General features: G+C 55.8%; 20 protein-coding genes and 1 tRNA gene. 9 read left to right on the forward strand and 12 right to left on the reverse strand.

Features of this window, described 5'->3' with window-relative positions:
- Nucleotide 1: 1 nt before the first annotated feature.
- The gene (locus IEX74_RS04535) at nucleotides 2-1,243 is read right to left on the reverse strand and encodes an NAD(P)-dependent oxidoreductase (RefSeq protein WP_188811470.1); all 1,242 of its coding nucleotides are present in this window, start codon (nucleotides 1,241-1,243) and stop codon (nucleotides 2-4) included.
- 212 nt (nucleotides 1,244-1,455) lie between these two features.
- On the opposite strand from IEX74_RS04535, the gene gcvP reads away from it, so the two are divergent.
- Complete coding sequence (gene gcvP, locus IEX74_RS04540; RefSeq protein ID WP_188811472.1) at nucleotides 1,456-4,374, forward strand: aminomethyl-transferring glycine dehydrogenase; 2,919 nt, start codon at nucleotides 1,456-1,458, stop codon at nucleotides 4,372-4,374.
- A gap of 175 nt (nucleotides 4,375-4,549) precedes the next feature.
- Here the strand turns inward: gcvP and IEX74_RS04545 are convergent, their stop codons facing one another.
- Nucleotides 4,550-4,840: an SH3 domain-containing protein gene (locus IEX74_RS04545; RefSeq protein WP_188811474.1), complete on the reverse strand. Its 291-nt coding sequence runs from the start codon at nucleotides 4,838-4,840 to the stop codon at nucleotides 4,550-4,552.
- Nucleotides 4,841-5,047: 207 nt separating this feature from the next.
- Between IEX74_RS04545 and IEX74_RS04550 the strand changes: the two genes are divergently transcribed.
- The gene (locus IEX74_RS04550) at nucleotides 5,048-5,650 is read left to right on the forward strand and encodes a DUF4136 domain-containing protein (RefSeq protein ID WP_188811481.1); all 603 of its coding nucleotides are present in this window, start codon (nucleotides 5,048-5,050) and stop codon (nucleotides 5,648-5,650) included.
- Nucleotides 5,651-5,832: 182 nt separating this feature from the next.
- Here IEX74_RS04550 and IEX74_RS04555 read toward each other — a convergent pair whose 3' ends face one another.
- The 3 genes from IEX74_RS04555 to IEX74_RS04565 form a co-directional block, all read right to left on the reverse strand.
- Entirely contained in the window at nucleotides 5,833-8,703 is a 2,871-nt protein-coding gene (locus tag IEX74_RS04555) for a glycoside hydrolase family 2 protein (RefSeq protein WP_188811483.1), read from the reverse strand.
- A gap of 207 nt (nucleotides 8,704-8,910) precedes the next feature.
- Nucleotides 8,911-9,804 carry a lipoyl synthase gene (lipA, locus tag IEX74_RS04560; protein WP_188812966.1) on the reverse strand — a complete coding sequence of 298 codons (894 nt, stop codon included), beginning with the start codon at nucleotides 9,802-9,804 and terminating at the stop codon, nucleotides 8,911-8,913.
- 168 nt (nucleotides 9,805-9,972) lie between these two features.
- Nucleotides 9,973-10,737 (reverse strand): hypothetical protein, encoded by a 765-nt coding sequence (locus IEX74_RS04565; RefSeq protein WP_188811485.1) that lies wholly within the window; start codon nucleotides 10,735-10,737, stop codon nucleotides 9,973-9,975.
- Between the two features lie 156 nt (nucleotides 10,738-10,893).
- On the opposite strand from IEX74_RS04565, the gene IEX74_RS04570 reads away from it, so the two are divergent.
- Nucleotides 10,894-11,301, forward strand: a complete 408-nt coding sequence (locus IEX74_RS04570; protein WP_188811487.1) for an OsmC family protein — start codon at nucleotides 10,894-10,896, stop codon at nucleotides 11,299-11,301.
- A gap of 68 nt (nucleotides 11,302-11,369) precedes the next feature.
- On the opposite strand, the gene ytxJ is transcribed toward IEX74_RS04570, so the two are convergent.
- The 4 genes from ytxJ to IEX74_RS04590 all read right to left on the reverse strand — a co-directional run bounded on the left by ytxJ (nucleotide 11,370) and on the right by IEX74_RS04590 (nucleotide 14,762).
- On the reverse strand, nucleotides 11,370-11,714 hold the full coding sequence (gene ytxJ / locus IEX74_RS04575) for a bacillithiol system redox-active protein YtxJ (RefSeq protein ID WP_188811488.1): 345 nt from the start codon (nucleotides 11,712-11,714) through the stop codon (nucleotides 11,370-11,372).
- 19 nt (nucleotides 11,715-11,733) lie between these two features.
- A complete protein-coding gene (locus IEX74_RS04580; RefSeq protein WP_188811491.1) occupies nucleotides 11,734-12,063 on the reverse strand; it encodes a hypothetical protein in 330 nt (109 codons plus the stop codon).
- Nucleotides 12,064-12,188: 125 nt separating this feature from the next.
- Nucleotides 12,189-12,497, reverse strand: coding sequence for a hypothetical protein (locus tag IEX74_RS04585; protein ID WP_188811493.1), 309 nt, complete (start codon nucleotides 12,495-12,497; stop codon nucleotides 12,189-12,191).
- 228 nt (nucleotides 12,498-12,725) lie between these two features.
- Nucleotides 12,726-14,762: an alpha-ketoacid dehydrogenase subunit alpha/beta gene (locus tag IEX74_RS04590; RefSeq protein WP_229755119.1), complete on the reverse strand. Its 2,037-nt coding sequence runs from the start codon at nucleotides 14,760-14,762 to the stop codon at nucleotides 12,726-12,728.
- Between the two features lie 323 nt (nucleotides 14,763-15,085).
- Here IEX74_RS04590 and IEX74_RS04595 point away from each other — a divergent pair, with 323 nt between their 5' ends.
- Together IEX74_RS04595 and IEX74_RS04600 are read left to right on the forward strand one after the other, a co-directional pair.
- Nucleotides 15,086-16,570 carry an ArnT family glycosyltransferase gene (locus IEX74_RS04595; protein ID WP_188811495.1) on the forward strand — a complete coding sequence of 495 codons (1,485 nt, stop codon included), beginning with the start codon at nucleotides 15,086-15,088 and terminating at the stop codon, nucleotides 16,568-16,570.
- Between the two features lie 201 nt (nucleotides 16,571-16,771).
- Complete coding sequence (locus tag IEX74_RS04600) at nucleotides 16,772-18,055, forward strand: M16 family metallopeptidase (RefSeq protein WP_188811497.1); 1,284 nt, start codon at nucleotides 16,772-16,774, stop codon at nucleotides 18,053-18,055.
- Nucleotides 18,056-18,165: 110 nt separating this feature from the next.
- On the opposite strand, the gene IEX74_RS04605 is transcribed toward IEX74_RS04600, so the two are convergent.
- A complete protein-coding gene (locus IEX74_RS04605) occupies nucleotides 18,166-18,408 on the reverse strand; it encodes a hypothetical protein (RefSeq protein ID WP_188811499.1) in 243 nt (80 codons plus the stop codon).
- A gap of 172 nt (nucleotides 18,409-18,580) precedes the next feature.
- Nucleotides 18,581-19,066 (reverse strand): hypothetical protein, encoded by a 486-nt coding sequence (locus tag IEX74_RS04610; protein ID WP_188811501.1) that lies wholly within the window; start codon nucleotides 19,064-19,066, stop codon nucleotides 18,581-18,583.
- A 298-nt stretch (nucleotides 19,067-19,364) separates the two neighbouring features.
- Between IEX74_RS04610 and pheS the strand changes: the two genes are divergently transcribed.
- From pheS to IEX74_RS04630, 4 genes are all read left to right on the forward strand, one after another.
- Nucleotides 19,365-20,477, forward strand: a complete 1,113-nt coding sequence (pheS, locus tag IEX74_RS04615; RefSeq protein ID WP_188811503.1) for a phenylalanine--tRNA ligase subunit alpha — start codon at nucleotides 19,365-19,367, stop codon at nucleotides 20,475-20,477.
- A gap of 99 nt (nucleotides 20,478-20,576) precedes the next feature.
- Nucleotides 20,577-21,017 carry a Rieske (2Fe-2S) protein gene (locus IEX74_RS04620; protein WP_229755120.1) on the forward strand — a complete coding sequence of 147 codons (441 nt, stop codon included), beginning with the start codon at nucleotides 20,577-20,579 and terminating at the stop codon, nucleotides 21,015-21,017.
- 96 nt (nucleotides 21,018-21,113) lie between these two features.
- Nucleotides 21,114-21,190: transfer RNA gene (locus IEX74_RS04625), tRNA-Asn, on the forward strand.
- Nucleotides 21,191-21,486: 296 nt separating this feature from the next.
- The gene (locus IEX74_RS04630; RefSeq protein WP_229755121.1) at nucleotides 21,487-22,317 is read left to right on the forward strand and encodes an EamA family transporter; all 831 of its coding nucleotides are present in this window, start codon (nucleotides 21,487-21,489) and stop codon (nucleotides 22,315-22,317) included.
- Nucleotides 22,318-22,448: 131 nt separating this feature from the next.
- Here IEX74_RS04630 and IEX74_RS04635 read toward each other — a convergent pair whose 3' ends face one another.
- Complete coding sequence (locus tag IEX74_RS04635) at nucleotides 22,449-22,958, reverse strand: hypothetical protein (protein ID WP_188811505.1); 510 nt, start codon at nucleotides 22,956-22,958, stop codon at nucleotides 22,449-22,451.
- Nucleotides 22,959-23,178: the final 220 nt, after the last annotated feature.

Below are 23,178 nucleotides of genomic sequence, written 5' to 3' on the forward strand. Positions count from 1 at the left end.
CCTAGGTCACCGACTCGGGGGTTGTTTTTAGATCGGCTACGTAATCCTGCAAATACTGGTAGCGGTCGGTAAGCTGGCCGTGGCGCGTAATGGTGGCGCGTTCAATTATCTCATCCGGCGTGTCGCTCAGCAAGTGCGGAAACACCGTATCAAGCAGCTGGCGGCCGAAGTCGCGGGAGGCATTGCGCGGCAGCTCGCACGGCAGGTTGTCCACGGCCATGATGGTGATGTTTTTGGGGCGTGAGCACGGCGGCTCCAGCTCACCGGTGGCGGGGTTGTAGTCGAAGGCCGGTTCCGGGATGCTGGTGCTGCGCTTGGTGCACGGAATGGAGCCATCCACATCGCAGGTCACGTCGGCGATGGTGTTGATGCGAAAGCTAGGTTGCCGGGTTTCGGCTTCGGTGAAGAGCCTGGGGGCTGTCGGGTTCCAGTAGGCGCAGGCAATCAGCAGATCCGTGACGGGCAGAAACTTATCGAACGTTGATTTGTAGGCGTGCGGATTCCGGTGGAAATCAGGCGTATCCCACACGCGGCCATCCATGCGGGCATTGTAGTCGGAGGAGCGAAGCTGGGTGTACACCGGCTCGTTGAATTCCAGGTATAAGTAGTCGTACACGCTCACCTGCCGAATGCCCATGCGCGTAAGCACTTCCAGGGCGCCCTGCGCCACGCGGCCGGCGCCAGTCACGGCAATCTTGATGGGCGGCAGCTTCTTCACCTTGAAGAACTCTTCCTGCATATCATCCATGTCCACGCACTGGTATGCCGGCTTCAACTCATAAAGCTGGTGCTTGCGACCATACACCAGCAGTCCGTTGTAAGCCCCCACAATACCCGCATAGCGCCCGAAGGCCACGATTCGCTCGCCGCGCTCATTAGTCAGCATCTCATAATCGATGAGCGTGATGTTCCTGGCCAGGATCTGCCGCAGCAGCTCGCGGTTGCGGGGCTGCTTCTTGACGGTATGGGAGAAAAACAGGTAGGTTTTGTTGGGAATAAGCTGCGCTACGGGCACTTCCTTCACGCCCAGCAGCATGTCGCAATCCGACACATCGGCGCGCACCTCAATACCTAGGTCGCGGTATTCCTGATCGGCGTAGCTGCGCACGGGGCTTTCCTGCACCACAATCCGCAAGCCGGGAAAGCTGCTCAGCGCCTCAGCGCATTTTTTGGGCGTGAGGGCCACGCGGCGGTCGGGCGGATTTTTTCCTTCGTAAATGAGGCCTAGGGTAACTTTCCGCATAGGATTTAGGTTGAGCAGGCAGGACGAATGTAAGTAAAGCGCAGCTTCCGGCACCTACGTAACATTGGTTTTCACCTTACCTTTGTGGTGTTTAGCCGTGCGAGTTGAGCTAGCTAAGTGCGACTACTTCATTGCTTTCTGTGTCTGTGGTCTAAACCTAGCTCCTTGCTTGCTCGCTTCGCCCGTTTTACCAGTCACTTCTACTCTTCTATATGACTCTTCACCCCAAGCCCGCCGACGTATTCGTTGACCGTCATAACGGTCCCGACGAGGCTGCTATTGCTCAGATGCTGCGCACCATCGGCGTGGATTCGGTCGAGCAGCTTATCGACGAAACGGTACCGGCGGCCATTCGGCTTCAGCGTCCTCTGAACCTGCCCGCTGCCCTCACGGAGCGGGCTTTTTTGACGAAGTTCAAGCAGATAGCCAGCCAGAATAAGGTGTACAAAAACTACATCGGCCTAGGCTACCACGACACGGCGCTACCTGCCGTGATTCAGCGCAACATCCTCGAAAACCCTGGCTGGTACACGGCCTACACGCCTTACCAAGCGGAAATCGCGCAGGGTCGTCTGGAAGCGCTGATCAACTTCCAGACGGTTGTAATTGACCTGACCGGCCTAGAAATCGCCAACGCTTCGTTGCTCGACGAAGGCACGGCCGCTGCCGAGGCGCTGCACATGTTCCACAGCCAAACCAAGAAAAAGAACGCCACCAAGTTCTTCGTCTCGGAGCAAGTGCTGCCCCAAACCATCGACGTGCTGCGCACCCGCGCTACGCCGCTCGGCATCGAGCTGGTTGTAGGCGACCACCGCACCGCCGACCTAGGTTCCGACGGCTTGTTCGGCGCTATTCTGCAATACCCGGCCGCTGATGGCCAAGTGTTTGACTACACTGACTTCATCACCCAAGCTCACCAAAACGGCCTCTTCGTAGTAGTAGCTGCCGATTTGCTGGCTCTCACGCTGCTCACCTCGCCCGGCGAGATGGGCGCCGATGCCTGCGTGGGCAACTCCCAGCGCTTCGGCGTACCGATGGGCTACGGCGGTCCGCACGCGGGCTTTTTTGCTACTAAAGATGCTTTCAAGCGCGTGATTCCTGGTCGTATTATCGGGCAGAGCGTGGATGCGGCCGGCAACAAGGCCTACCGCATGGCCCTGCAAACCCGCGAGCAGCACATTCGCCGCGAGAAGGCCACCAGCAATATCTGCACGGCGCAGGTGCTGCTATCGGTGCTGGCTGGCATGTATGCCGTTTACCACGGTCCGCAGCGCATCAAGCAATTTGCCGTGAACATTCACGCGTACACTCAGGTGCTGGCTCAGGAGCTAGGTGCCCTAGGTGTGGAGCAGCTAAATGAGAACTACTTCGATACGCTGCACCTAAAGCTGGAAAGCCCCGAGCTGCGCCACGTATTGAAATGCGAAGCCGAAGATGCCGGCGTGAACTTCCGCTACTTCGGCGACACGAGTGTGGGCATCTCTTTGCACCAAAACACGGAAGCCGCCGACGTAGCCCAGATTGTAGAGTTGTTCGCGAAAGTGCTCGGCAAAGCGCCCCGCGTAGAAACCCTGCTACCCGGCGAAATTGAGCTGAACTGGCCCGCTGGCCTCATCCGCCAAAGCAGCTACCTCACGCACCCCGTCTTCAACACGCACCATGCCGAGCACGAGATGCTGCGCTACATGAAGCAACTCGAAAACAAGGACTTGAGCCTGGCTCATTCCATGATTCCGCTGGGTTCGTGCACCATGAAGCTTAACGCCACCGCCGAAATGATTCCGGTAACTTGGCCCGAAATCGGCAGCCTTCACCCCTTCGCTCCGCGCGAGCAAGCGCAAGGCTACGCCGAAATCTTCCGCGACCTGGAAGCCTGGCTGTGCGAAATCACGGGTTTCGCGGCCATGAGCTTGCAGCCGAACTCGGGCGCGCAGGGCGAATACGCCGGCTTGCTCGTGATTCGCGCTTACCACGAAGCGCACGGCCAAGGCCACCGCAACATTGCTCTGATTCCGGCTTCCGCGCATGGCACCAATCCGGCTTCGGCCGTGATGGCCGGCATGCAGGTGGTGGTGGTGAAAAGCACGGAAGAAGGCAACATCGACGTGGCTGATTTGAAAGAAAAAGCCGCCAAGCACGCCGATAACCTTTCCTGCCTGATGGTGACGTACCCGAGCACGCACGGCGTGTACGAGGAAACTATCATCGACATCTGCCAGACGATCCATCAGCACGGTGGGCGCGTGTACATGGACGGCGCCAATATGAACGCCCAGGTGGGCCTCACCTCTCCCGCCACCATCGGCGCCGACGTGTGCCACCTGAACCTGCACAAGACCTTCTGCATTCCGCACGGCGGCGGTGGCCCCGGCGTAGGCCCGATCGGCGTAGTAGCCGACCTAGCTCATTTTCTGCCCGGCCACGTGGTAGTCGATGCTGACGGCCGCAAGGGCGGTGCTGTGTCTGCCGCTCCTTGGGGCTCGGCCAGCATTCTGCCCATTTCCTACGCTTACATCTCGATGATGGGCGGCGAAGGACTGAAGGCAGCTACAGAAACGGCTATCCTGAACGCTAACTACATCAAGGCCAAGCTGGAAGAGCACTACCCGGTGCTGTACACTGGTGCTAATGGCCGTTGCGCACACGAAATGATCTTGGACTGCCGTCAGTTCAAGAAAGTGGGTATTGAGGTGGAAGACATTGCCAAGCGCCTCATGGACTATGGCTACCACGCGCCTACGGTTTCCTTCCCGGTAGCCGGCACGCTGATGGTAGAGCCCACCGAAAGCGAAAGCAAAGAGGAGCTAGACCGCTTCTGCGAAGCCATGATTTCGATTCGCGAAGAAATCCGGGCCGTGGAAGAAGGCCAGGCCGATGCCAAGGACAACGTGCTCAAGCACGCCCCACACACGGCTGCTACGGTGCTGATCCACAACTGGGAGCGTCCGTATTCGCGCGAGCAAGCCGTGTACCCAACCGAGTACACCCGCGCCGCGAAGTTCTGGCCTAGCGTCAGCCGCATCGATTCCGCCTTCGGCGACCGAAATCTGATCTGCTCCTGCACGGCCATTGAAGAATACGCCGACCAGGAAGAGAGCTTGGTTCCGACCGACCGAGGCCCTTCGTATTAATTTTTAATGTGCTGGTGAGTTGATGGGGTAATGTGCTCATCTGCACATAGAGTGAAAAAGAGAAAAGGCTCGTACGGATTGTACGAGCCTTTTTATTTATTTGAAAACATCAAAAACAGGAGTCTATCAATCTAACTACTCACCAGCACTCCAACTCACCAGCACGTCAACAACTTTATTGCGCGAAGCAGGTGCGATACATGTAGCCGCTGAGGGTCTTGCCGTCTTTGGTGAGGCGAGCCTTCACGAAGTATTGGTCTACCGTGTCCGTGACCTGCACCTGGGTGCCGGAACCTAGGGTAGCCAGCACGGTCGATTCTTTGGTCATGCCATTGTACAAGCCGCACTCCACGATGCTGTTGTGGGCGACAGGCGTCCGGTTAGCGCGCGAGTTGCTGCCAATTTCGGCGGTGCTGCACGATGCCAGAGGTGCAAGAGCGAATAAGCAGAGTATGAGTCGTTTCATAGTTTTTATCGTATAAATCTGTAAATAGAAAATTTCGCGCCAAACAATATCAAGGCAAAAAGTCCGTATGAATAAGTACTCGGCAAGCCTACTACTTTGGAACGTTGACGCTTGAGCTAATGTTAACATACCAAGAAGGAGAAACGGCTTTCGCGCACACTAGCACCTAGCTTATTCGTCCTCTAACTACACCGCATAACCAACTATATGAACCGCATCACCCGCTTTTTTGCCCGACCGGCCGCGTTGGCTTTTGTCGGTCTTTCCTTACTGTTGGGCGCTACGAGCTGCGCCACTACGTCGCGCGTAGGTGTCTCTTCCGACTTTGATCACTCTGTAAACTTCCGGGCCTACAAAACCTGGGCCTGGTATCCACAGCAGCAGCCTGACACCGAAGGCGGCCCTGCCAAAGGCTACGAGTCGTTCCTCGATAAGCGCATGCGCGCTGCCGTCGAAACGGAGATGCAGAAGAAAGGCTTAGCCTACTCTGAAACCAACCCCGACCTGTACATCGCCTACTCGGCTAAGGTTGAGGATAAGCAGAGCGTATCGCCTTACTATAACGGCCTAGGTTATCCGTACTACGGCTATGGCTTCTACGGCCGGGGCTACGGCTACACGCCTGTAACTGAGTACAAAGCCGGTACCGTCATCATCGACTTCGTTGATGCACATCGCAAAGAGCTGGCTTGGCGCGGCCAGGGTCAGGCTCAGCTGGATCAGCAAACCATCTCGGAGCAGGAAACCTACCGCATTGTCGGTAGCATCCTGGGTACGTACCCGCCGCAAGACACTAACGCTCGTCGTTAGGCTTCTAGATCAGAAATGATAAAGCCCTTCTCAGTTCGCTGAGAAGGGCTTTATGTTTAGTAGGAAAGCGCCACGGCGCGTTCGGCACCCGCACGAATTAAGCAATCCGATTACCTACGACTAGGCTACTAACCCTTGCCAGATTGTTCAATGACCGAACGCGCCGTGGCGCGTTCCTACAGCTAGAACAAATCATTCTTAGCGGGCACCGTGTACGGCTGCTTTTCCCCGCTGGTCTTGGGCAGGCCGAAGAAGAAGTACAAGGTGCGCTTGGTGCTGCCACTTACGTGGTTCACCTCGCTGTTCGGACCTAGCTTTTGGGGGTTGGCATCCACGTTCAACGCTAGCTTGGTGCCGATGGGCGGAATTGCATCCAGGAAAGATAGGTTGCCGATGGGCAGCGCCGGGTGCGGCTTTACGCCCGACAGGCCGTAGAAATCCAGCATCCGCACGTACAGACCTTTGTCGGGGCTGGCTACCAGGAATTTGCCTTCTACCGTGTTCATCTCCAACCAGGTAATATCCGCGAAGTAGCCCTTGAACTCGGGGTAAATCCAGGGCGCGGCGCCGGTCTGGGTGTTGTTGTAGGCATTTTCCCACACGTTGTCGGTTACGCCTTGCAGACGGTTTTTCCACACGCGGTAGGGGCCTTTGCCCAGCCACTTAGCACCTAGCACAAAGTTTTCGGGATAGGTGAAGCTCACGCCCGTAAAGGGGAAGTCGCCGTTGAGCGCGTACTCGTAGTCGAGGCTGAGCCAGCCGGTGCCGTGCATCTTCCAGCGCACGTACTTCAGGTCGCCGGTGTAGCTGGCTTCCACTACTTCGCCGTCGTTCTCCTTGCGGTGCGTGAGGCCGGTGAAGCTAGCATTGCCGCTCACCATCACGGGGCCATTGCCGAAGGACAATCTATCGCCGCCGTTGCCTTTCACGCCCGTAAGCTTGCCGTTGCGCTTGTTGAACGTCACGGTGATGTCGCTGGCTTTCAGCGTGAGGGTGCTATCCGTTTCGGTGGCTTCTACGGGCAGCGGCTGCTTGTCTTGCAGCGTCAGGATGCCGTCCAGCAGCTTATCGTTACCTACGGTTTTCCACGACCATTTATACACCAGGTTCTTGGCCGGGTCGTAGGCCGAAAGCAACAGCGCGTCGTAGCTTTTCCAGTCTTTGGGCAGTTTCAGATCGAGCTTACCGCTGGCAAGCGGCGCCACATTGGGGCTAGCTATCCGGCTCTTTTTCAAAGTAGTGTACCCGGAGAAAGCTTCGCCCGGCTTACGATACTTCACCAGCTCCCACTGGAAATAGCACTGGTTCAGGTTGGTGAAGTGGTAGCGGTTTTCCACCGGAATGCTGCCCTTGAAGGAGCTAGGTAGCTCTTTGAGCGTGATGTGCACCGGCGAGAAGATCTCGCGGATGGCGTAGAAGCTTCCCTCTTTCTCGCGGTGCGGACCCACTACGCCGTCGGGTGCGTTCACGCCGTTCACGTCGATGATGTTGTTCAGGTCGGTGCGCACGATGCCTTCATCCACCAGCGCCCAGATGAAGCCGCCGCCCGAGCGCTGCGCCTTCCAGTGCACTTCCCAGAAATCAGCCAGCCCCACGGCCGCGCCGCCATCATCCTGGGCATGCAGAAACTCGGTGGGCATGTAGATGAGCGAGTCAGCCAGGATTTTCTGGGTGCTGTAGTAGTCTTCGTAGTGGTTGCAATCGATGCCATTATAGGCGTTACCGGGGCGGTGATGCGCGTGGATAACAGGGCGGTTGGAGAGGTCATATTTACCAAAATCATCGTCCAGCTCCTTGTTGGTGCCGCCTTCGTTGCCGTTGCTCCAGAAGATGATACTAGGATGATTCACGTCCTTTTCCACCATTTCCTTCACCAGCTTCTCGCCGGCTTTGGTGCTGTAGGCTTTCTGCCAGCCAGCTAGCTCGTCGAGCACGTACAAACCCAGGGAGTCACAGATTTCCAGAAACTTAGCATCGGGCGGGTAGTGCGACATGCGCACGGCGTTCATGTTCATCTCCTTGATGAGCTTCACGTCGCCGAGGTGAATGGAATCGTTGAGCGTGCGGCCGGTTTCGGGCCACCAGCTGTGCCGGTTGATGCCTTTCATCTTCACCTGCGTGCCGTTCACGTAGATGCCTTTGCCGTGCCTAATCTCGATGGTGCGGAAGCCAAACTTCTCTGTGGTTTGAAAAGCTAGGTTGCCGCCCGTTTTCAGCGTCACGTTGGCCCAGTACATGTTCGGCGTTTCGGCCGTCCACTGCAAGGGCTTATTCACCTTGGTGCGCAGCGTAACGACCGTATCCTGTGCGCTTGCCGTGCCTTTGGCCGTGCCTACTACTTTGCCCACAGCATCCAGAATATCAGCTTGTAGCTCAGCATTCTGCGGCGCACCTTTCAGGAACACGTTCATGGCAAACGTGCCATCTGCTTTGGCAGCAATGGCCGTGCGGGCAATAAACTGCTTCGGATACGCCTCCAAGTACACGGGCCGGAAAATGCCGCCAAAAATCCAGTAATCAGCTAGGCGCTCGGCGTTGTTTACGGAAGCATCGGCCGACATCTTGCTCACCGTTACTTCCAGTAGGTTGGCTTTATCAGCCTGCAACTTGTTGGTAATGTCGTATTTGAAACGATAGAAAGCGCCCTGGTGAATCGGGCCAGCGAGCTGGCCATTTACTTTCACCTCCGTGTCCGTCATCGAGCCTTCAAACACTAGGTACACCTGCTTGTCTTTCCAGCTCGCCGGCACCTGAAACTGGCGCTTGTACTGGCCCTTCTCGTCGGCGAAGCGGAAGTTCTTGCCGTAGGTCTTGTAGTCGCGGCCGTAGTTGTAGCTGCCGAAGCCTTGCTGCTCCCAGCACGACGGCACCTGAATGGTAGTCCAGTAGCCGCTTTTGCGGCCGCCAGTGCAGTAAAAATCCCAGGTGGCGGTGTGGTTGTTATCGGTGCCGGAGAGGTATTGTACTTGTTTGCGTGTGTCAGTTTGGGCGCGCAGACTGCTTGTAAAAAGCAGTAAAACGCAGATAATCAGAGAAGCTAGCTTTGGAAGCATGAAGTAGGAAGCTTTGGCAGAGGTGCAGAACAGTGAGGCGAACATACGCGCTCCTGCTTCGATAGCTAACCTGTACCGTCCTGTTCACCGTTAGAACGTCATGCTGATAAAGGAAGCGCATCTCGCGTGCTGACGTTCTGGAGTTGACCAAAAGCAAAAAGGACAAGCTGGCAGCTTGTCCTTTTTGCTTTTGGTCGTCTTAATCAACTAGATTGGCACATTCACATGGCGCTCAGCGTGGTAGCTGCTGCGAACCAGCGGACCGGACTCTACATACTTGAGGCCGCGTCGCAGACCTTCTTCGCGGTAATGCGCGAACAGATCCGGATGGATAAACTCGGCTACTTCGATGTGGCGCTTCGTGGGTTGCAGGTACTGACCTAGGGTCAGGATATCGAGGCCGTTTTCAGCCAGGTCGTCCATAGCTTTGTAGACCTCTTCCTTCTGCTCGCCCAAACCTAGCATGATGCCCGATTTGGTGCGCTTGCCGGCTTCTTTCGTGCGCCGAATCTGCTCCAGCGAACGATCATATTTGGCTTGCGGGCGTACCAGGCGGTAGAGGCTGCCCACGGTTTCCATGTTGTGCGATACCACTTCCTGGCCGCCGGCAATCATCGTATCCAGCGCGGCCCAATTGGCTTTCACGTCGGGGATGAGCGTCTCGATGGTCGTGGTGGGCGAAAGCTGCTTGGTTTGCACCACCGTTTCGTACCACACGCTGGCGCCGCGGTCCTTCAGCTCGTCGCGGTTCACGGAGGTAATCACGGCGTGCTTCACGCCCATCAGCTGAATGGCTTCGGCTACGCGGCGCGGCTCATCTAGGTCATACTCGTTGGGGCGACCCGTGGCAACGGCGCAAAACGAGCAGGAGCGCGTGCAGACGTTACCCAGAATCATGAATGTGGCCGTGCCAGCACCCCAGCACTCGCCCATGTTCGGGCAGTTGCCGCTTTCGCAGATTGTATGCAGCTTGTGCTCATCCACTAAGCGACGGACTTTCGCGTATTCGGGGCCTACGGGCAGCTTCACGCGCAGCCAATCGGGCTTCCGCGGCTTAGTAGGCGCGGCAGGCTGTGGTTGTATTATCGGCAGAGTCAGCAACAGATCATCCATGCTACAAAGGTAAAGGTCAGTTAACAGTTATCAGCTACCATTTAACAAGCCAGATGATAAGTTGATACTACACAACCGATAGCCCCGGCAGGAGGTTCGTAGCGCGATGCTGCCCGTCTGCCAGTTGTTAAATGCTATCTGTTAAATGACAACCGATCAGCTACGATGACCTAGGTAAATCGTCAGGTACACCGAAGGATAGAATTGCTCATTCAGCGACTTGGTTTCGCCTGCTTGCTGCACCTGCAGGATTGTCAGCTTCTTGGTGTAGGCTTCGAGCAGAAAACCCGCTTCTACGCCCGCCACGGCATCCCGATAGCGACCGTATTCGAAACTCAGAGCACCGCGTAGGTGCGCGCCGAAATTTGGCTTAGTTTCACCAATACCGCTGAACAACGGGGCGCGGTCGTATATGCGTCCGTCACTGTGACGGTTCGGATCGTATTGCTCATTCACAATCTTGACCTGCTTGTTTGGTGGCACCTGACCATTAGCATTTCGATCCGTTTCATCGTAGGCAATATAGTAGGGCATAAGCAGCCCGATTGAAGGGCCCACACCTAGGCTGCCATTCACCTGCACACCTGATTCCGGCGCTTTGCGAAAGATCACCCGTTGAACGCCGAACGAAGGCCGCAATGCAAATAAGTAATTTGACTTGCCATACACATAGGTTCCGCCGGTGTTCAGGTTTGTGCGGCGTTGCTCTTTGGGGTGCTTTACCTCTACGCCTTCGATGCTCCAGAAACGCGACCAGTTCTGCGACAATGTCTTGGAGGAGCGCACCGTCGCCCCACCGATCAGGCCGCCACGGGTGTTGAAGTTGATACCATAGGTAACTTCCTTCCGGTAGGAAGGCTCATCGGTGGCGCTGACGCTTCCACTCTCGCTCTGCGCCCACGCAGAAGGTGCGACTGCCATAGCGGCGAGTAGAAGACATCCGAAAGCGGGTAGAGTACGCACGGGTGGCGAAGGAGCTGGAAATTGAACAATGGAGGCAAAAGCCTGTCGCTGAACAGCCGACTTATCGAAAGTACGTAAATTTACACGCATTGTCTTACCCTCTTTTGTTGATTTATGAGCACTGCCACCGCCCGCTATTCCGGCCAGCTACGCACTGAAGCCACCCACATCGCCTCCGGCAACTCCATCGTAACGGATGCCCCGGTGGATAATCATGGCCGCGGAGAAGCCTTTTCGCCTACCGACCTAGTTAGTGCGGCGCTCGGCTCGTGCATGATGACCATTATGGGCATCGTGGCGGAGCGCAGCCAGCTTGATCTGACGGGCACTACCTTCAACGTAACCAAGCACATGCTGGCCGAACCGCGCCGCATCGGTCAAATCGACGTGCACTTCAACCTGCCCGCCGCTCTATCACCGAAACACCGCGCCATGCTGGAAAACGCCGCCCGCACCTGCCCGGTTGCCCTGAGCCTGAACCCGGAAATCCGGCAAGAGGTTCAGTTTACTTATGGCGAGTAGTAAGCTAGTGAAATGGTGAGTTGAGGTTCGGTCTGCTGACAAGTCCTTCAACTCACCATTTCACGAGTTCACGAGTTCACCGCCGTCTTCACGTCGCTGAGGCGGATGCCCATGTGTGAGGCGTCGTAGCGGCATTCGCCATCCTGAATGAGCAGCAGCTGGGGCGACTCATGGCGCACACCAAACTGCTCAGCCACCTGGGCAGAAATGGGGCGGTAGCGCAGTAGATCGAGGTAGTAAATCTTCGCGTTTTCCAGCCCCGCATCGGCCCATTGGCGTTCCAGCTTGCTCTTGGCAGCGGCGCTGATGGAGCAGGAGGTGCTATGCTTGAATATGAGAACGGGCTGCTCATGCGATTCGCGGACGATATCGGTGAGCTGTTCGGCTTGGGTGAGCGGTTGCCAGGGAATCATTGCAGGGTGGATTAAGGAGTTATTCTTTTTTCTTGTCCTTCTTTCGAAGACGCAGCCCAGGGTGCGTTGGTTCGCTTATGCGCGCCGTGCCGGTCTTATCAAACTTATAACTGGCCCGACCGTCGTGGGGTTGCCCGGCTTGTCCGCCTTCCCCGCGGCGCAGGTCGGTGCGGCTTACTGCTAAGTGCGAGTCCTTGTATTCGGCTGGATAACGCTGCGCCTCGCGCAAGGCATGCCGGTTCTCGGCCCGCAGCTTCGCGGGGCTGGTTTCCTTGGTTTGCGCCGCAGCCGACCCGGCATAAGCAACGCTTAGCAGCAATACGACGGAAAAAGCTAGGAGATGACGCATGAGCGGGATAGATATAAATTTGCAGATTACTCTTCGTTCAGATCAGCCGGCTGCTGGTCTAGGTATGGGGGTGGCTTATTTGAACATCAATATAATACGTAGCTTGTCTACCTCTGGTATAAGGATTAAAAAGGTAGCACAATTCCCAGAAACTTGCGTTGCCCGACTTTGTGCCGAAGGCGGCGATTCTCATATTTGGGCTTCTTCAATAGCCCATTTTTGTCGTAGCTGTTGCGCTGCGGTTTGATCTCAGCCGTTGTGGAGCCATCAGCGGCTTCGTTGCCGTCGGCACTTTTGCTGGCTTTCACTTTGGGCTGCGGTGGCCCCGTAGGGCTAGGTATGCGATAAGAATGACAGGCTGCCACCGCTAGCAGGCTACTCAGTAGGAGCACTTGCAAGGCCGGGCGCACGCTACGCAGGACAAAAGATATCATAAGCCAGAAGGCAGGCCACAACCTGCGTGTTACGATGTTAGAGCTAGGTTCCGCACCCTGCAAATCCCCTTCTGTCTGAAGACAAATCACAAAGGATGCGGCTAAGGCATTGCGGCTACCAAAACACGTGCCTTAAGCAGCTGCTTATGTGTGCCGAAACCTAGCCGCTTAACCGGCTGGCAGCACAACCTAGGTTCTGCTGCGCTGGTCAAACGATTTATCATGGGTTTAATACGCTAATAGCTTCTCGATTCGCTCGCGCAGGCGTTGCTGGGGCAGGAAGTCTTTTTCCAGCGTCGGCGCGAATGGCACCGCCGTATCCAGCGACGCGACGCGCTGCACCGGTCCGTCCAGATACTCGAAGCAATGCTCGGCAATCCAGGCCACAATTTCGCCGCCGATACCACCCGTGAGCGTGTCTTCGTGCAGTAGCAGCACACGTCCGGTTTTCATAGTGGTCTGGCGCACAGCTTCTTCGTCCCAAGGAAGTAATGTGCGCAGGTCCAGGATGTCGCAATCCAGGGCCAGCTCGTCGGCAAGCTGCGTGGCCCAGTGCACGCCCAGGCCGTACGTAATAATGCTCAGACTGTCGCCGGTGCGCGCCAACCTAGCTTTGCCGATGGGCGTGGTATAATACTCATCCGGTACAGCCCCGGTGATGGAGCGGTAGAGCAGCTTGTGCTCGAAGTACAGCACCGGGTTGGGGTCTTCAATGGCCGCATTAAGCAAGCCTTTGGCATCTTCGGGAGTGCTCGGATACACCACCTTCAGGCCCGGCGTGTGCACAAACCACGCTTCGTTGCTTTGCGAGTGAAACGGCCCAGCAGCGGTACCGGCTCCGGTAGGCATCCGCACCACTACGTCAGCATTCTGCCCCCAGCGGTAGTGGCTTTTGGCTAGGTTATTCACGATCTGGTTGAAGCCGCAGGTCACGAAATCGGCAAACTGCATTTCTACCATGCTCTTTTTCCCGCGGATACTCAGCCCGAGGCTAGCCCCTAGAATAGCGGATTCGCACAGCGGCGTGTTGCGCACCCGCGCCTTACCAAACTGAGCCACAAGCCCCTCCGTTACTTTGAATACGCCACCGTATTCGGCAATGTCCTGCCCCATCAGCACCAGCTCGGGGTAGCGCTCCATGCTCTGGCGCAGCGCATCCGAAATAGCATCGACGTAGCGCTTATCAGCTTTTGGCTGTTGGCTGGTAGCTGGTAGCTGTTGCGTTGTATCGGGCTCAAACGGCTGGTACATATCGGCCAGCTCGGTGGCGGCGTTGGGGCTAGGTGCCGGCAGCGCGTCGGCAGCTTGCAAGCCTTCTTCAATCTCCTGCCTGATCTGCTCCCGAATCTGATGGCGGCGGATTTCACTGAGCACGCCTTCCGCGAGCAGCCATTGCTCATAGCTCATTACGGGGTCTTTAGCGGCCCATTCGGTCAGCAGCTCCTGCGGCACGTATTTGATGCCGCTGGCTTCCTCATGGCCCCGCATCCGGAAGGTAAGCGCCTCTACCAACACCGGACGCGGCTGCTGGCGCACGTCTTCGGCTAGGCGCTGAATGGTGCCGTACACCTCCAGAATATTGTTGCCATCAATCTGCACGGCCTCCATGCCGTAGGCGGGTCCTTTGTCGGTGAAGGAACGGCAGCGAAACTGCTCATTGCTCGGCGTAGAAAGGCCGTAGCCATTGTTTTCGACCAGGAAGATGACTGGCAGCTGCCACACGGCGGCTACGTTCAGGGCTTCGTGAAAATCGCCTTCGGAGGCGCCGCCGTCGCCGCTGTACACCAGCGTCACGCGCTTTTGCGCGTCGAGCAGGTCGGCCAGGGCAATGCCGTCGGCTACGGCCAGCTGCGGACCTAGGTGCGAAATCATACCCACGATATGGTGCTCGTTGCTGCCGAAGTGGAAGCTCCGGTCGCGCCCTTTGGTGAAGCCGCCCAGCTTGCCCTGCCACTGCCCAAACAGCCGACCTAACGGCACCTGGCGGGCCGTGAATACCCCTAGGTTGCGGTGCAGCGGTAGGATGTATTCGTCGGGATTGAGTGCCAGCGTGCTACCAACCGCAATAGCCTCTTGCCCTACTCCCGAAAACCACTTGCTCACTTTGCCCTGTCGCAGCAGAATGAGCATTTTCTCTTCGATAAGACGAGGCTTAAGCAGGGCTTTGTAGAGCATCAGAAGCTGCTCGTTGGTGTATTCTTTTCGATCGAACGGAAGGCTTGCAGGAGCTGATTGCATGGGCGGCAAAGTGGAAGATACCAGCATCAAAAGTACGGGTTTGAGCGCAAGGAGCCGCCTGCTCTTCTTACCAGCCTGAGCTTTCTATCTAGGTCAGGGGCATTAGCTGCTTGTTATTTCCCGGTGTCAGCTTGCACAGTTCTGTTTTTGGGTCTGCGCGCTGCGTATAAATAGTACCGAACCTAGGTCGACCTCTAGCTTAACCAGGTAACAGCAACTCAGCCATTTATAAAGAATATGATTATACAAAGAAGTTATATTATGATTATTACTATATTTTTTTTACCTTAAACACCATCAACGTTGTCGCGCCTCAAAACTCCACCCTATTTCGCACTTCTACTTTTCCAATGCTCCGCTCTATTTCTCCGCTTTGGCAGCAGGTCATCCCCTGGCTGCTGGTTACCGTATTGGCTTACCCAATCTTGTTTCAGCTTATTAATGAGCTACCGATTCAGCAATGGGATGAGGCGCGTACCGCCCTGAACGCGGTAGGAATCTGGCAACATCATGATTGGATCGTGTTGCGGCACTTAAACAGGCCTGACCTGTGGAACTGTAAGCCTCCTTTGTGGCCTTGGCTGCTAGCTATCAGTATCAAATTATTTGGTCCCAGCGAGTTCTCTATCCGGCTACCTACTGCCTTAGCGGCGTTTGCTACCACGCTGATCGTATTCAAAGCAGGCTGGCACTGGCTCGGTAGCTGGCGAGCCGGGTTGTTAGCCTCGCTGGTGCTACTTACCGCACAAGGCTACGTCATGCTGCACGTAGCCCTCACTAGTGATTTCGACACACTCCTCACGCTCTGGACTACCTTAGGAGCATTGTCCTGGCTAGGCTATCTGGTTACAGGGCGTTCCCGGTTGGTGTGGCTCACGGGCTTATCTTTTCTCTTGGCTGTACTCACCAAAGGAGTGGCCGGGCTACTCTTTGGCCCAGGTCTGCTGCTGGCCACAATCGTCATCGGGCAAGCACGACGGCTATTTCAGCCTGCCGTATATGGTGCCCTTGCTGGTGTGCTTGTAGGAGGCGCTTTATGGTATGTGGTGCGTGAAAGCATGGCGCCGGGCTATCTGGCGGCCGTGTGGGAATATGAGCTCGGCGGACCCGCGCTCCATATGCTGGAAGGGCATACCACTTCTTTCAGTACCTACTGGCTGTTGATGATAGAAGAGAAATTCACGCCTTGGATAATGCCAATGCTTTTGGGCGGGGCTCTTAGCTACTTTCTACCTAGAGGTAGTCGCAGTTGGCAGCTAAGCTGCTATTGCCTTTGTGTCAGCTTCACTTTTCTGCTGACGATTTCGCTGATCCAGACGCGTCTGCCGTGGTATGCGGCACCTATGTACCCTTTGCTAGCGCTACAAACAGCCGCGGGGCTGGTATGGGTTGGACGGATGTTGGAAGCACAATTAGCTTATAAGCTTCGTTCTTGGAGCCAGCTGCTGGTAGTGCTGGTCGTAGCAACGCCTGCTTATTGGTTACAGCTGCGTTACGTGGAGCAGGTGTATAATGCCCGAAGCAGAGATGCTAGTACCTTATACGGCAGGCATTTACAAGCCCAGATCCGGGATTGGCCAGGTATCCAGGAGTACATCATTGGAGTAGATGGGAAGTTCAATGATGTGGTTGAACTCTATCGGCAGATCGCCAAGTGGCGCTATCAGCATCACACCACCATTATCACGCCTTGGGATGCGAGTAAAACTTCTCCAGGACAAATCGTGGTTGCGTGTGGCGTAGATGCACGTCGACCTTGGCTGCGGCAGTTTCGAACTACCGTTTTGGTTCGGAGTGACTCCTGCGTGACCCTTAAGCTAGAAGGATGGCGCTGAGCAATTACTGACTGCCAGATTGCTATGAGTGCATTTTGCTGGAGCTAGGTCAGCCAAACGTACCGCTGTAAACCATTAGGTTTGCGCGCCACACGATAAGCTCCGGTCAACGACAAAGCACCTTTCTCCCCAAATTGAAACTTTGGCTATACCCATCAGTTGTTATACCCAAGCTTCTCTACCCACTTTGCTTAGAGTTTCATGATTCACTTCGAAGAATTCACCCTTTCCAACGGCCTACGCTGCATCGTCCATGAGGACCATACCACGCCAATGGCAGTGCTCAATATCCTTTATAATGTTGGCTCCCGCGACGAAGACCCACAGCACACGGGTTTCGCGCACCTATTTGAACACCTGATGTTTTCGGGCTCCGTCAACATCCCGAACTACGATGAACCATTGCAGCGGGTAGGCGGCGAGAACAATGCCTTCACCTCGCCCGATATCACCAACTACTACCTCACGCTTCCGGCCGCAAACATCGAAACCGGCTTCTGGCTTGAGTCGGATCGGATGCTGAGCCTAGCTTTTTCGGAGCAGGGCCTGGAGGTGCAGCGCAAAGTAGTAGTCGAGGAATTCAAGCAGAACTACCTTAACCAGCCCTACGGCGACGTGTGGCTGAAGCTGCGTCCTCTTGCCTACCAGGTGCACCCCTACAGCTGGGCCACGATTGGCAAGGAAGTTAGCCACATCGAGAATGCGGTGATGGACGATGTCCGTGCTTTTTTTGCCAAGCACTACTCGCCGGCTAATGCCATTCTGGTGGTAGCCGGTGCCGTAACAGTGGCCGAAGCCCAACGGCTGGCAGAAAAATGGTTTGGCCCGATCCCGGGCGGCACTTACTACGACCGGCACTTACCCGCCGAACCCCGCCAGACCGCTCCCCGCCACCTCGACGTAGCGGCAGATGTGCCCGTAAGCGCTTTCTACAAAGTATATCACATGCCCGGCCGCACTGATGCTGCTTATTATCCGGTCGATTTGCTCGGCGACATGCTGGGCCGGGGCAAATCGTCTCGCCTGTACCAGCGGCTGGTAAAGGAGCGGCCCTTATTTAGCAATATCTCGGCCTCCTGTACAGATTCTCTGGAACCCGGCTTGTTAGTTATCAGCGGCAAGCTCAACGCGGGCGTAGCGCCCGAAGAGGCTGATGCAGCCGTTGAGGAAGTTCTGACCGAATTCCGCACCACGGAAGTGCCGGCTGAAGAGTTGGAGAAAGTAAAAAACCAAGCCGAAGCCAGCATTGTGTTCAGCGAAATAGAATTACTAAACCGCGCCATGAACCTAGCTTACAGCAAGTTGATGGGTGACGCGAACTTGGTAAACCAAGAAAGCGCCCGTGTGCAGGCCGTTACGCCGGCGGCTGTATTGGCAGCGGCGCAGGAAATTCTGCGGCCCGAAAACAGCAGCACGCTCTATTACCGCGCTCAGCCTAAAGCAACGGTTGAGGAGTTGGCGGAAGTCGATACGGAGGCTGAGTAAGCTTCAATTCTAAAGCTAGGTTTCAACTACAGAAAAGGCCGGTGGCTCAAGAGCTACCGGCCTTTTCTGTACCTAGGTCATCGTCAAGCTTTATACTACCTACCTAGCTTTCAGCGCGCTGAGTGCTTGACCGGTTTACTGGCGGGCTTGGTGGTCGACTTACTCGCCGACAGACTGGTTGCGCCCGAGATAACCGGTGCCGATTTCTTCTTCAATGGCCGGCCCATGTAGTCGGTAGTGGGCGGACTGGGCATGTTCAGGCGCAGGCCGGGGGCAAGCTTTAGGTTGTCTTCGTCGCGGCGGTTCGAACGGTCGTACCGGGCGTAGGCACCCGAGCGAGCCTTGGCTTTCACGTTGCTGGTGTGATGGTAGCCGTTCGCAGTGCGGCGGGTTGTCTTTTAGGCGAGAGCAGGCGAAGCAGCCAGCGTTACGAAAGCGAGCAAAAGTAGGGAAAAGCGCATAGGAAGGAAGCGGAAGGTGAATAATAGCTTCCTTACGATATTCGTGCCGTCCCCGGACGTATTCCTATCGATTAGTTGAGCTTACAACGGCAACCGGCGTCAGCTTAGCCGACTTGGCAGCCATGCCAATGGTAGTGGTGCGAACCGGCTTGCGCAGGGGCCGCCCCTGATAATCGGTACTCACCCCACGATAAGGCGCGGTGTTCATGCCGGGCGCAATCATCACCCCGGAGCTGTGCATCATCGGGTCGTCGTTGGATTCGATGGAAGCTAGGTCAGTCACGGCCACCCGCTTTACCTTAGGTTGCGACTTGAGCGGACGCCCGTTGTAGTCGGTAGTGGGCCGCTGATGCACGCTCAGGCTCATGCCCGGTGCACTGCTCCAGCCGGTGGGATACTGAGGCGCGTCCGTTGTCGCCTCAGGCGTGGCCCAAGGATCAGTCGCAGCAACAGCAACGCCGGCTCGCGTATCAGATTGTGCCTGAGCGTGTATCGTAGAAGCGCCCAACAGCGCACCTAGCAGGAAAGTGGAAAGCAAAAAACGAGACATGGCAAACAGTGATATCGGTATGGAAAGAAAGAGAAGTACAGCAACTGCCGAACCAGGGAGCGAGGGCGCCTCTCGTCCCTAACGGCCTTGCAGGTGCTGATCGTATTGCATCAATCATACCAAATCCTAAAATCCTCCTACTCACCTGCTCTTCTATAGGATTAAGGCTAGCTTCACCACTAATTCAGGACCTACCTCATTCAATTCAACATTCAAAACTCAACATTCAGCACTTCCATAATTCAACCCTCAACACTTCTTTCCACACTTCTCCTAACTGCCGTACCTTTGCAGTACTATGCAGGAGAATATCATGCGGCTACGCGCCGAAATCGAAGCCTACGACCTTACCGCTCCCGAGCAGTTGGAGCAGTTTCGCATTGCTTTCACGGGCCGCAAAGGCCAGTTGGCTGATTTATTCGACCAGCTCAAAACGGTTCCGCAGGAGCAGCGCCGCGCCGTGGGTCAGGAGTTGAATCAACTTAAGCAGCTAGCCCTCGACAAGTTCAGTCAGCGTCAGCAGGAGCTGGAGGCCGCTGCGCAAAACGCGCCGGCCGATGCCACCTTCGACTACACCTTGCCGCCTGCACTTAATACCCTAGGTACCCGGCACCCGCTAAACTTGGTGCGCGAAGAGATGGTACGCATTTTCTCGCGCATTGGCTTCAACGTAGCCGAAGGTCCGGAAGTGGAAGATGACTGGCACAACTTCACGGCCCTAAATTTCCCGGAGAACCATCCGGCCCGCGACATGCAGGATACGTTCTTCATCGCGCCCAGCGCGCCACCGGCGCACCTAGGTAGTGGCGAAATGGCGAGCGATAAAGCCCTGGCTACACCTCACCACCTCACCATTTCGCCATCTCACCTGCTGCGCACTCATACCAGCAACGTGCAGGTACGCCTGATGGAGAGCCAGAAGCCTCCTATTCGTAGCATTATGCCCGGCCGGGTGTACCGCAACGAGGCTATTTCAGCCCGCGCCCACATGATGTTCCACCAAGTGGAAGGCCTGTTCGTGGACGAAAACGTGAGCTTCGCCGACCTGAAGCAGACGGTATATTACTTCGTGCAGGAAATGTTCGGGCAAGACATTCAGATTCGTTTCCGCCCGTCGTTCTTCCCCTTCACCGAGCCTAGTGCCGAAATTGACATTACCTGCCTGATCTGCAAGGGCAAAGGCTGTAACATCTGCAAGCAAAGTGGCTGGGTTGAAATTGGCGGCTGCGGTATGGTCGATCCCAATGTACTCCAGCAATCCGGCATCGACCCCGAGCAGTACTCCGGCTACGCCTGGGGCATGGGCATTGAGCGCATCACTATGTTGAAATATCAGATCAAGGATCTGCGTTTGTTCACGGAAAATGACATGCGTTTTCTGCGGCAGTTTGAGGGCGTGCAGCTAGGCTAGCTTAGCTGAGGGTGGGTGACAATTTCATCACCACGCAGACATTGCCACCCACTACGTCGGCCAGCCCGTAAGAAGAAGCAATAAAAAGAGTAGGAAGATATGCGTACATCGAAGAACCTAGGTCTACTCAGTACGGTAGTGTTGCTTGGCAGCTTCCTGGTAGCCTGCGGTGATTCCGGCTCCGACGTTCAGCCACAGATACCAATAATTGCCTTCACCACCACCATCAGCCTGCTCGACCAGCAGAATACTGCCCTGCGCTTCGATAACGGCGTGCAATATGTAGATGGTGGCCTGAAAGGCCTGATTGTGGTGCGGCAGAAGGCAGGCTCTTACCTAGCTTTCGAGCGTACTTGCCCCTATCGCCCTACTGATGCCTGCGCTTTGGTCAGCATTGACCCATCTAGGTTGTTTCTGGCTGACACCTGCTGCACCTCTCAATTTAGCATCCAAGGGCAAGTTCAAGGCGGTCCTTCCCGTTACCCATTACGTCAGTACGCCACTTCGCTTAACGGCAACCTGTTGACGATCAGCAATTAAATTATTTTACAAAAGAAAATCTAGCTAACTGCTTGCAAAAAGTAAATTAGTGCTTTAATATTGCACCCGCAACGACAGATAAACGTCGCCATAACCGCTTCCTTAGCTCAGCCGGTTAGAGCATCTGACTGTTAATCAGAGGGTCCCTGGTTCGAGCCCAGGAGGGAGCGCCACAAAGCCCGGTAATAGACTTTAAGTTAGTCTGTTATCGGGCTTTCACTTTATCCGTGGTACAGCTCACGGAATAGCACTTATAAAGCACAAACCGGCAACAGGGCAAACTACTCTATCTCTAAAGGCTGCTGCGTGTGAACTCCTCAACGGTACTTCTTAGCCGCAGATTTGTATCTGTGTTCATACCCGGACGTAGCCGAATTTTGGCAAAATAAAGTCCGTTGAACCTACACGTCTTCGTCTACCCCTTATGATGGCAAAGGCCTTTCGCTTTTCGTTACCGCCGGTACCGGCTGTGTTACTCTCTATCATCAGCGTACAAGGAGGCGCAGCTATTGCTAAAGGCCTTTTTCCAGTTCTAGGAGCCGCAGGTACCACGAGCATACGCATCGGCTTGTCGGCTTTGGTACTTCTGGTGGTAGTGCGCCCCCGCTTCAGCCGATTGGAGCCCGCGCAGTGGCGGGCCGTGATACCCTATGGTTTAGCGTTGGGAGCTATGAACTTCCTGTTTTACTGCGCGCTAGCTCGTGTGCCCCTTGGTTTAGCGGTGACCCTAGAATTTATTGGTCCCTTGGTACTTGCCCTAGCCGGCTCCCGGCGCTGGATCGATGTGGTATGGGTCGTGTTGGCTGGGGCAGGCATTGCTCTTATTACTCCCTGGACTGGTGAGGGCATCAACTCGCTAGGAATGGGCTTTGCGTTGGCTGCGGGCGCGTGTTGGGCCGTGTACATCGTGCTAGGACAGCGCACAGCAGCTGTATTACCTGGGCCGCTGGCCGTTACTGTAGGCATGCTGTTTGCCGCCCTGCCAGTGCTGCCGTTCGGGGTTGCTAGCGGCAGTTTACTGCACTTAACGCCCCACCTACTGCTGCTAGGTGGAGGGCTAGCCCTATTTTCCAGTGTGCTACCCTTCTCCCTGGAAATGCAGGCTCTGAAAACGATGCCAACCCGCACCTTCAGTGTTTTGATGAGCCTGGAACCCGTAGCAGCAGCCTTATCAGGCTGGTTTTTGCTGGGTGAGCAGCTTACAGTCGCGCAATGGTTGGCCGTGAGCTTCATCGTACTGGCCAGCGCAGGAGCTACACTCACCAGCGCTCAGCCTCAACCAGCGTTACTTGGTGAATAACAAAGCTGCCGGGCAAAGACTGTAAGCTACTATGAGCATACAGCCAAGTTTTTAACTTTAAAACAACAGGGGACGCATGCTAGGCATACGTCCTCTGTTGCTGTTTTTAGCTAGGAGGAATTGGCTAGGTTTTACCAGCCACTATTGCTGGTGTCACCCCAACCGTTTGATTGCTTCTTTTTGGCAGCCGGTGCTGGCTTTTTAGCCGGAGCTGCCTTTGGAGTTGGAGCACTCGTGCTTGTGGCCGACGATTTTAGGCTACTTGGTTTAGCAACTGGGGCGGGCGTTGAAGTTGGAGTCGCGGCAGTGGGAGTGGCTTCGGCAGGCACTGCGCCAGCCGAAGCATTAGTGGCGCCAGCATCGGCATTACTTTGTACCGGCGGCGTCGGCGAGAGTGCGGGAGCAGATGAACGCGAAGTAGGCCGGTGCGTAGGAGCACCCATCGGCCGACCACGGTAATCGTACCGCACCCGCATAGATGGAGCCGCTGTGAAGCCAGGCGCAATGTGTGCGCCCTCCATGCGAGAAGTAGCATCATCGGTGGCGTTTCCAGTGGTGGAAGTAGTCCAGGATGAAGCCGGAGTGGTAGGGCCGTCGGGCTTAGTGGAAGTGGTAGCCGGCTCGGCGCCTTGCTGTGCCATAACTGAGTGACTGCTTAAAGCCGCCACGAACAGAGTCGAAAAGGCAAATCGTAACATATAAACAAGAATTAAATTATTCAACGCGAACTGAGATTTGCTCCTCATACGTAACAACTTGCACAAAAGTGCCTGAACAATACCTAGTTCAACCTAGCTTCGCGTTTACAGTTGAGCTACCAACTACGACAGCCCTGATTGGTCAGAACCTTGCTGCGCGTCT

The organism is Hymenobacter cavernae (assembly GCF_014641455.1).
Lineage (GTDB): Bacteria > Bacteroidota > Bacteroidia > Cytophagales > Hymenobacteraceae > Hymenobacter > Hymenobacter cavernae.